Below are 9,067 nucleotides of genomic sequence, written 5' to 3'. Positions count from 1 at the left end.
TGTCCTTGACTTATGACCTCGAGGGACTAGCCGCCGGAGCTGGACATACCGAAAAGCGGAATCGTTTGGCGTCAGTAAAATTTAAATAACCCTCCACCTATAAAGATGAAGGGTCTTTCATACGATCCAAAGGAAACACAATCTGAAAACTCGTCCCCTTGCCAACTCTACTTTCAACTGTAATGACGCCTCTCATCGCTTCAATGATGCGATAGGATACCATAAGCCCAAGACCAGTCCCTTTTTCCTTCGTAGAAAAATAAGGTTCTCCGAGTCTTGCCTGTTGTTCAGAGGTCATCCCGATTCCAGTATCAGTGATGGTTATGCTTACGTCCCCTTTCTGAACCTTCGAAAGTATCGAAAGGGTACCTCCTTTTGGCATGGATTCGATCGCATTTTTCATGATGTTGAGAAATGCTTGCTGAAAACTCCTTGTATTGCCGACAATGGTGGCGTCCATGATACTTTTATGTACGTCAACCGATTGCTGGTTGCTCAGGGGCTCTACCATATCAACAAGCTTATTGAGTTGTTCGGAAATTGAGATGTCCTCTACTTGATCAGGGTCCGGCTTGGCAAATGTGAGATAGTCATTGATGATATCTTCTGCCCGGTTCAATTCTGATGATGCGATGGCTAAGTACTGCTCTTTTTTTCCGACTGGAAGATTTTCTTGATTGAGCAATCTTAGAAATCCTTTTATAACCGTTAACGGATTCTTCACTTCGTGTGAAATGCTGGCTGCCAGTTGAGCGAGTACTTCCATTTTCTCTATTTTTACGAGTGCGTGTTTGATTTGAATCTGTTTAAGCAATGTTTCACATATATATGTCAAAATGAGCATTCCCACTGATGGGAGTAAGATGAAATTAATGAGATAGCTTTCATCAATTACAAACACTGTCATGGCATTCGCAATAAGTGCCGCTACGATGGAATGAATGGTAAAGAGAATCACTGAAAATATAATCTTCTTACGGCTCGTTAACCGGTCAAAATGGAACCACTTCATCCCGACCACCGTCAAGAGATAGATCACCACATAAATAACAAATGCTACTAAACTCCAACTATATATCATAGTCCTGGATACCAATAAAACAACTAAAAGTGCGAGCCCTGTGTATGGTCCTCCATACATGATCCCGAGTACAAAAGGAATCATCCGTAAATCATGTACACAGTATGGATTATGATAGATCGGGGAAAGCATGCACAGGATAATGGCAAAACTTAAAGAAACAAGGGTTGCTAACCTTGTATACCAACCATGTATCATCTTCTTTTCAATAAGGAAAAAAATTAAAAAAATACTCAAAATGATATAAAAGAAATTGTTAATAACATCCTGATTAAAGATAATCATACTTACCCTTTGACCTTTCACAGATATTGTCTACTTTATAGAAATTCTACCATACTACTGCAAAAATCGTCACAAATATATTTGTAATCGTGCATTTACATACGAAACCCCTCCTGTACATGTACAGGAGGGTCATCAATTTACAAAGTTTTCAATTGTTCTCCAAGGTATTTTGCCAACTCAAGCATCCCGTATTGTCCGTACTTCGCCTCGGCATCCTTGTTGTAATTTGTATTGGTGTTCACATCATACGTGTAGATGGTGCCTTCTTTGTCTTGAATAAATTCAATCCCGGCTACATCAATCCGGTTTTCTTTTAAAAATGCTTCGTAAGACGAAAGGATGCCATGGGAAAAGTTTTCCCTGATTTGGAATTTAGGCTTTTCCTCCTGCTCCCCCACTGGGCAGAATAAATCATCGACCTGGCAGACATCGGCGGGACATAATTCAAATCCTTTTGACGTATCCACCTTCACAGCATACATGAATGTGCCGCCGATGAATTCACAGCGTGTGATCGAAGCGTCCGGTGCTTCAATGTATTCCTGGATTAGCGTCGTGCCATCCAGCGGTTCTTCAAATGCATCACTGTAGACATAGTTTTTCAGTGCGTCCAGTGAATGAAACAACTGAACACCCAATCCTTTTCCTGCTCGGTTATGCTTGGTGATGAATGATGGTTTGTTGAGCTTTTGTGCGGCTTCTATGATCTGCTCTTTTCCAACAGCTGCAATGGTTTTCGGTGTCTTGATGCCGGCAGCGTTCAAGGCCATATACTGATTCACTTTACTCACTTCCAACCGGAGGGCACGACTCCCGTTCAGTACCTTTCTTTCATATCTCTCCAACCATGAAAGAACGCTTTCCATTAACTCAGGTGCAAAACGATGGTTTCTGGTATGGGAAGATGCACTGATCCGATTATAGAAAACTCCTTCAGGCGGCTCATATGATAACTCGATGAGTCCTTGATCGAGGAACCATTCCTCATAAGGTAAGTGAAGCTCGTCGAGACGAGCCGTTAAATGATTGGTCCATTCACTATTTTCATGAATAATATGAATTTTTTTCAAGATCATTACCCCATTTGTTCGTAGGATTTTTCAAAAATGGTCGTACAACACAAAGTAATCCTACTATAAAAGTAGGATTTAGGTCAATGATCATGAATTTATCTTGGCTTTCTGTCGGTTCTCATCTGAATTTTCATACCACTTTTGGTGAGCTGATCGATTGTTTTCGGGAAATCATCGCTAGGGGAAGGGCTATGATCGTCCTTCAAGATATCCCTGATTTCCTGTAATACTTCAAGGTTAGTCGTTTGCTTCACCTTATATTGCTGCTCTCCGCCTTTCAAGCGGTTGACCACCTTTATCATCAAAAAAATGCTCATGGCCACAAGAAGAAAGTCTACAAGTGCTTGTAGGAACTTTCCCAATTCAATCACCTCTGCTCTAATTCGAAGGTGCAGGCCTTCTAAGTTAATGCCGCCAAATAACATTCCGATTGCCGGCATCATCATGTCTTGAACGAGAGACTCCACAATCTTGCCAAACGCTGAACCAATGATGACTGCAATCGCTAAATCAATTACATTCCCCCTTGAAATGAATTGTTTAAATTCAGACCACATGATGAACTCACCTACCGCTTCATTACTCTTAACATATGGCAGAAACGAGTGAGTTATGAAGACAAGGGCAAAAAAGCTACATAAGATATTTCCCTACAATGGCAAGCAACACAATAATAGCGACTACCCCCATTAGGATGATCAACATTTTTTCATCTTTATTCCCTAACATTCTTTTCGCCTCCTCTATCTCATAAGGAACTTACACGGTACCTCTTTCAAATAATTTTGTTTCCAATATCACGGGACGAGGGTCCGTATTTTCAAGAAATAGTTTAAACGATTCTTCTCCCACTTTTCGTATCGGAACTTCAAAGGATGTAATGTTCAGGGCATCGGCAATAGGATGATTATCAAAGCTTAAGATAGCCAAATCACCGGGTATCCTGATCCCTCTTTTCCCAGCCTCTGTCACCATGCCGGCTGAAACCTGATCACTCGTTACGATAAGGGCTGAAGGTTTTTCTTTCAGCTGTTCCCATGCCTTCACCACGTCTCTTCCATCTTCCAGGTGATAGCAGTCATTGAAGATCCACTCTTCACGCACAGGATTGCCCGCAGCTTCTGAGCTATCGTAATACCCCCGGATTCTCTCTTCACTATTCGTCCCAAACATTCGATGCAGGCATAGACCTATCCGGGAGTGACCTTTTGAATAAAGATGCTCGAGACCATTCCTGATTCCTTGATAGTGATCGATATATATTTTCTTACACGAGTGACCGTACACATTCTCACAGAAAACAACATTGGCATTTTCCATGAACGGAGTGAGAACATCGAGGGAATTTGACCGTGAAGTTAAGATCAATCCGTCCACTTCCTTCATTTGCAGACGATGAAAGGCATCAAGTTCGGCTCCCTTGTCATAATTCGTTTGAAAAAGTTGAAGATGATATCCATGCTTTAACGCTTCCCCTGCAATACCTTGAAGAATTTCTCCGAAGTAAGGAAGATTCAAATACGGCAAAACAACTCCTATGCTATAGGTCTTGCCTTTTGATAAATGGACAGCATTTGCGTTTTTTATATAATTTAATTGCTCGACGGCCTCGAGAACTTTCCGACGTTTTTCTTCTTTCACATAAGGGTGTTGATTTAATACCCTTGAGACTGTTGAAACGGATACTCCCGCAAGCTTGGCGATACTGCGAATATTTGTCATCCCCATACCCCTCATCAAATATTATGAATGGCACACTTGTCCATTTTGAGCAAAACTATTAATAAACGCTTGCTATGAAACGCGTTTCACACTTTAGAGTTAATCATGCAAGGGGTCTACCCCTAAAACATGATAAGGAGGCTATTCTATGCTCGGTATTTTATTCTTACCCGTTCTGTGTATCATCATCATCGGAGGAAGCTACGCCGCATTAAAGCCCATCCATTTCTATACTCCCCACGATCCACAGGATCCATTTGAGCACATATACAACCATGACCTCAACTAATTCAAGTGCCTGCCTTCATTGAAGCAGGCTTTTACTTTACCCATTTCACTGCCCAACCCTGGACGGCCTCCATCACGGGCTCCAATTCTCTTCCCTTTTTCGTCAGGCTATAAAGGACTTTGACCGGCTTTTCGTCGAGAACTTCCCGGTACACGATGCCGTTTTCCTCCAGTTCCTTTAATCTGTCAGTTAACACCTTTTGACTGATATTCGGTATTTCTGAATTTATATCTTTAAAACGGCACGTTCCTTCAAATAATACCTTTATGATCATCCCGATCCAGCGCTTGCCTAATAGTTCGAAGGCAGCGGCATATTTCGGGCAGAGTTTTGTTTCCATATAAGTTTTCACATCCTAAATCGTTATCACTTGACGCATACTAAAACGTCGGTTATATTGTTCATATTGCTTATACACTTACAAAAAGTAAGTAACATACAATTATATACCATATTATAACACCTATTTAAACATCAAGGAGGCTTTATCATGGATAATTTCTTTCAAGTCGTCGATGAACGGCGCTCAACGAAAGTATATGATCCTCAAGTGGAGATCCCTCGTGAGGAATTAGTCAGCCTGCTCGAAACAGCGGGAAAAGCACCATCTGCCTGGAATCTTCAACAGTGGAAATTCCTGGTATTCGATCATAAAGAAGTTCAAGAACGTTTACTTCCGATTGCATATCATCAACAACAGGTACATGATGCTTCTGCAGTCGTGGCTATACTTGGTGACCTGGAAGCAAATAAAAATGTCGACCCTGTCTTTGATCCTGCCATTGAAAAAGGTGAAATGACGGCGGAAATCAAAGAGGTATTGAAGAAACAAATTGACGGTGCATACAGCCGTGATGAATATCCAAGAGACGCCGCTTTCAGTAACGCTTCCTTAGCCGCTATGCAATTCATGCTTGCTGCAAAAGCGAAAGGCTGGGATACTTGCCCAATCGGCGGTTTCAATCCGGCAGCTCTCGTTTCCGACTTCAATGTGTCGGACCGTTATATCCCGATTATGTTGATTACAATCGGAAAACCACTTCAAGAAGCACGAAAATCAGATCGTTTAGATATCCGCAACTTAATTGATTGGGCGGAATAAACCTATGAAAAAGCCGCATCCTTAGAGGATGCGGCTTTTTCGTCTGCTAAAAGAGTACGCTCTTTTCAATCTGTTTCATTTCAAAGAAGTAGCCTTTTTTATCCATGAGCTCATCAAAACTTCCTGCTTCTATAACCTTCCCTTGATCCATGACGACGATTTGATCCATGTTTTCAAGACCAATTAAACGATGACAGATCAGAATCAACGTGTCCCCACCGGCCACTTTATAAAGATGGTCAAAGATCTCTTTCTCCGTCAACGCATCAACCGAAGACGTCGGTTCATCCAGCATCCATAAGGGTGAGCCCTTCAATAGTGTCCTTGCAATGGCCAATCGCTGCTTTTCTCCTCCAGAAAGATTCTCTCCTTTTTCCAGTACAGTGTCTTCCAACGAAAAGTGGTTCAGCTTCACTTTATCTAATGCCGATTCCATTTCCCCGTCTGTCAATCCGTCACGCACCAGCATAAGATTATCCCTTAAAGTGCCGTAGAAGAAATGATTTTCTTGAAGAACCACATTGGCATGCTCCCACAACGACTCTTTATCGAAATCTTTAATTGAAGCATCATTGACGAAAATCGATCCTTGATCCGTTGAGTAAAAGTTTAATAACAATTGAAGCAATGTTGATTTCCCTGATCCCGACGGGCCTACAATCGCTGTTTTCGAACCTGCAGGCAGCTCAAGATCCACACCATCCAATGCTTTTCTTTCCTCTCCCCCGAAGGAAAAGCTTACATCCTTCAGGTGAAAGGACGGAGCTTCCCCGCCAAGTTTCCCGCCAAATGAAGGTCCGTCCCTCTCGATGCTCTCTTCTGGAATGACTGAAGAAAGCCTGGCTGCCGCTCTGCGGGAATCTTCATAGTGTGTAGGGAGAATTGCCATGGGTGTGGCGTTTTCGAATACGGTTAATGAGATCATGACAAGCATAGCAAGGTATATTCCGTCCAGTTGACCTGATCCCACCGAATAGGCCCCTACAGCTAAAACGATCCATGAAATAAGAAGCGAAACCAGGATATTGGTTGAATGACTAAAGAGGGAATGGATACCCTCACGTTCCTCTTCACTCACATAGCCTGTTGATGCATGAACAAGACTTCTCTCTTTATCCTCCAGTCTCTGATAGATCTTCAGGTCTCTGAATCCATATAGAAATTCCGTTACTTCAGTAGACAACTCCCCCCGTCTTTCTCTTAAAGTCACTTCAATCTTCCTCTGTTTAAGAGCAAAATAGGCAGGGACGACGAATCCCGTCAGCAGAAGGCCCACGAGAAGAATCAATGCAACGGATACAGAATAAAACATCGTAAACAAAATCGTACTTAAGAACACCATCACCAGAATGACAGGGGGATAAAAGACCCTAAGAAAGAAATTCTGGAGGCTCTCTACGTCCCCGACAATTCTTGAGAGAAGATCACCGCTTCTGTATCGACCGAAAATTCCCGGCGCTAACGGTTCGATTGCTTCATAAATCGAGACTCGTAAATTAGCCAGAATCGTGAATGTTGCTCGATGGGAAAAATAACGTTCCGCGTAGCGGCTAAGCGCCTTTGTAAAACCGAATAGCTTCAAGAGTGCAATCATCACCGTCAGTGCGTATAGAGGTACTTCCAAAGCTGCTTTAGAAATTAAATAACCACTGGAAGCAAATAAACCGACAGAGGTCATTCCAGCCAGGAAGCCAAAAAGAATAGAATACACTATATCCTTCTTTTCCTTCATCATCAGCTTTACGACAAATCCTAACTCTTTCATCATGTATTCACCCCTTGCTGTGCTGTCACCATCTCATGATAGCGTGAAGAGGACTTCATTAACTCCTCATGATTTCCTATACCCGATAATTTCCCATTTTCCAAAAACAGAATTTGATCTGCTTCACGAATTGTATGCAAGCGGTGAGCCACTGTAATCACCGTTGAATCTTTGGATAATTCCTGAATGGAGGCTTGAAGGATTCCCTCGGTTTTAAGATCCAATCCTGTTGTCGGTTCGTCGAAGAGAATAATAGAAGGTTTTTTGAGAAAAGCCCTGGCTATGGCAATACGCTGCTTTTCTCCTCCTGAAAGCCCTCTCCCCGCTTCACCGATCGGTGTGTCAAACCCTTTATCGAGACCTGCAATCATTTGTGAGATTCCTGCTTTTTCAGCAGCGTATTCAATCTCTTCCCGGGTCACGCCTTCTCTTCCTCCAACTGCAATATTCTCTGAGATTGTGCCTGAGAATAAATACGGATTCTGTGAAATATAACTCAGTTGATCAAACCAGTCGCTTTCCCTATATTCACTTCTTGAATATCCATCGATCACGATGTCTCCTTCAGAGGGATCAAGAAGTCCTGCTAAAAGATGAAGAAGAGTTGTTTTGCCTGCTCCGCTGTGACCGACGATCGCCACTTGGCTGCCGGGAGGAAAGACCGCCGAAATGGATTGAAGAACAAATCCCTTATCCCCGTAGGAAAAACCGACAGTACGTAATTCCATTGTGGCAGGAGTTCCAAACGATTCGAGTTCCTTCTCTCCCCAATGCACAGGTCGATCTTTTTCTTCAAGCTCCTCCATGACTTTTTTCGCGGCCCCCATACTTCCTCGGCCAGTATGAAAGGCCTGCCCAAGCTCTTTTAGTGATAGATAGAATTCCGGGGCAAGCACAAGAACGAAGAAAGCGGTAAAGAATGAAATGCTTTCAAAGACGACTAATCTGAGCCCTACTTCAAGAGCAATCAGTCCAATACTTAACATGGAAATAAACTCTAGCATCAAGGAAGATAAGAATGCGGTCTTGAGCACTTCCATCGTGGCTTCACGAAAGTCAAGACTGGCAGAACGGATCCCTTCTTTCTGTTGTTTCCCTCTTCCAAGAAGCTTCAAGGTAGTCAATCCTTGCAGTGTGTCAAGAAATCGTCCGGAAAAAGCCGTCAGCTTATCCATTTGCTTCTCGGATTTATTTTTTGTCATCACTCCGATAATCGCCATAAACAGAGGAATGAACGGGGCCGTTATGACCATGATCAGTCCCGTATAAATATGCTCAGTAAAAATGGTGATTAACAGTATTAACGGAACGATGGTCGTTTGAATTCTTTGGTGAACGTACTGACTGTAATACCCATCCAGCCCATCGACAGCATCCATCATCGTACTGACTTTTTGTCCAGACTGCCCTTGTATGGACGCTTGCAGTGGATTTTTTGCCCACTTATTCAAGAGCCGCTTTCTCAAGTCGCTCTTTACCTTCGAAGCCATCCTGATTCCTGTTCGTCCATTCACATACGTGAGGGCTGCTCTCCCCACTAAAATAAGCAGCAATGCACCCAGCATTGGAAAAATGTCTTGAAATCCCGCTCCCTCTATAAACATTTTATTTACAATGCTAACCAGCAAGTAAGCTTGTCCAATCACTACTCCCCCCATCAATAGGGATGTTCCGTAAAGAGTCATCATGGATGATTTCTGCTGCTTAGCCAATTTATTTAGTTCTTTCATACCTCTTCTCAACTCCA

General features: G+C 42.6%; 9 protein-coding genes. 2 read left to right on the top strand and 7 right to left on the bottom strand.

What is annotated here, in order from left to right:
* Positions 1-97: 97 nt before the first annotated feature.
* The 4 genes from RSX31_RS00245 to RSX31_RS00230 form a co-directional block, all read right to left on the bottom strand.
* Positions 98-1,279, bottom strand: coding sequence for a HAMP domain-containing sensor histidine kinase (locus tag RSX31_RS00245; protein ID WP_315632713.1), 1,182 nt, complete (start codon positions 1,277-1,279; stop codon positions 98-100).
* Between the two features lie 227 nt (positions 1,280-1,506).
* A complete protein-coding gene (locus RSX31_RS00240; RefSeq protein WP_315632712.1) occupies positions 1,507-2,439 on the bottom strand; it encodes an ATP-grasp domain-containing protein in 933 nt (310 codons plus the stop codon).
* A 98-nt stretch (positions 2,440-2,537) separates the two neighbouring features.
* Positions 2,538-2,999: a large conductance mechanosensitive channel protein MscL gene (mscL, locus tag RSX31_RS00235; protein WP_148993253.1), complete on the bottom strand. Its 462-nt coding sequence runs from the start codon at positions 2,997-2,999 to the stop codon at positions 2,538-2,540.
* A gap of 202 nt (positions 3,000-3,201) precedes the next feature.
* The gene (locus RSX31_RS00230) at positions 3,202-4,164 is read right to left on the bottom strand and encodes a LacI family DNA-binding transcriptional regulator (RefSeq protein WP_187443318.1); all 963 of its coding nucleotides are present in this window, start codon (positions 4,162-4,164) and stop codon (positions 3,202-3,204) included.
* Positions 4,165-4,312: 148 nt separating this feature from the next.
* On the opposite strand from RSX31_RS00230, the gene RSX31_RS00225 reads away from it, so the two are divergent.
* The gene (locus RSX31_RS00225) at positions 4,313-4,453 is read left to right on the top strand and encodes a hypothetical protein (protein WP_187443317.1); all 141 of its coding nucleotides are present in this window, start codon (positions 4,313-4,315) and stop codon (positions 4,451-4,453) included.
* Positions 4,454-4,484: 31 nt separating this feature from the next.
* Here the strand turns inward: RSX31_RS00225 and RSX31_RS00220 are convergent, their stop codons facing one another.
* Entirely contained in the window at positions 4,485-4,793 is a 309-nt protein-coding gene (locus tag RSX31_RS00220; protein WP_148968261.1) for a winged helix-turn-helix transcriptional regulator, read from the bottom strand.
* A 150-nt stretch (positions 4,794-4,943) separates the two neighbouring features.
* Between RSX31_RS00220 and RSX31_RS00215 the strand changes: the two genes are divergently transcribed.
* Entirely contained in the window at positions 4,944-5,555 is a 612-nt protein-coding gene (locus RSX31_RS00215) for a nitroreductase family protein (RefSeq protein ID WP_148968260.1), read from the top strand.
* A gap of 46 nt (positions 5,556-5,601) precedes the next feature.
* Here RSX31_RS00215 and cydC read toward each other — a convergent pair whose 3' ends face one another.
* Positions 5,602-7,320, bottom strand: a complete 1,719-nt coding sequence (gene cydC / locus RSX31_RS00210; RefSeq protein WP_282138226.1) for a thiol reductant ABC exporter subunit CydC — start codon at positions 7,318-7,320, stop codon at positions 5,602-5,604.
* Positions 7,320-9,050, bottom strand: coding sequence for a thiol reductant ABC exporter subunit CydD (gene cydD / locus RSX31_RS00205; protein ID WP_315632711.1), 1,731 nt, complete (start codon positions 9,048-9,050; stop codon positions 7,320-7,322). The genes cydC and cydD overlap by 1 nt, the downstream gene beginning before the upstream one ends.
* Positions 9,051-9,067 lie beyond the last annotated feature (17 nt).

Origin of the sequence: Rossellomorea yichunensis, assembly GCF_032337515.1 — a bacterium.
In the GTDB taxonomy this organism is placed as follows: domain Bacteria; phylum Bacillota; class Bacilli; order Bacillales; family Bacillaceae_B; genus Rossellomorea; species Rossellomorea yichunensis.
Note: the sequence above shows the minus strand (reverse complement) of the source record. Positions and strands in the feature narration are given on the sequence as shown.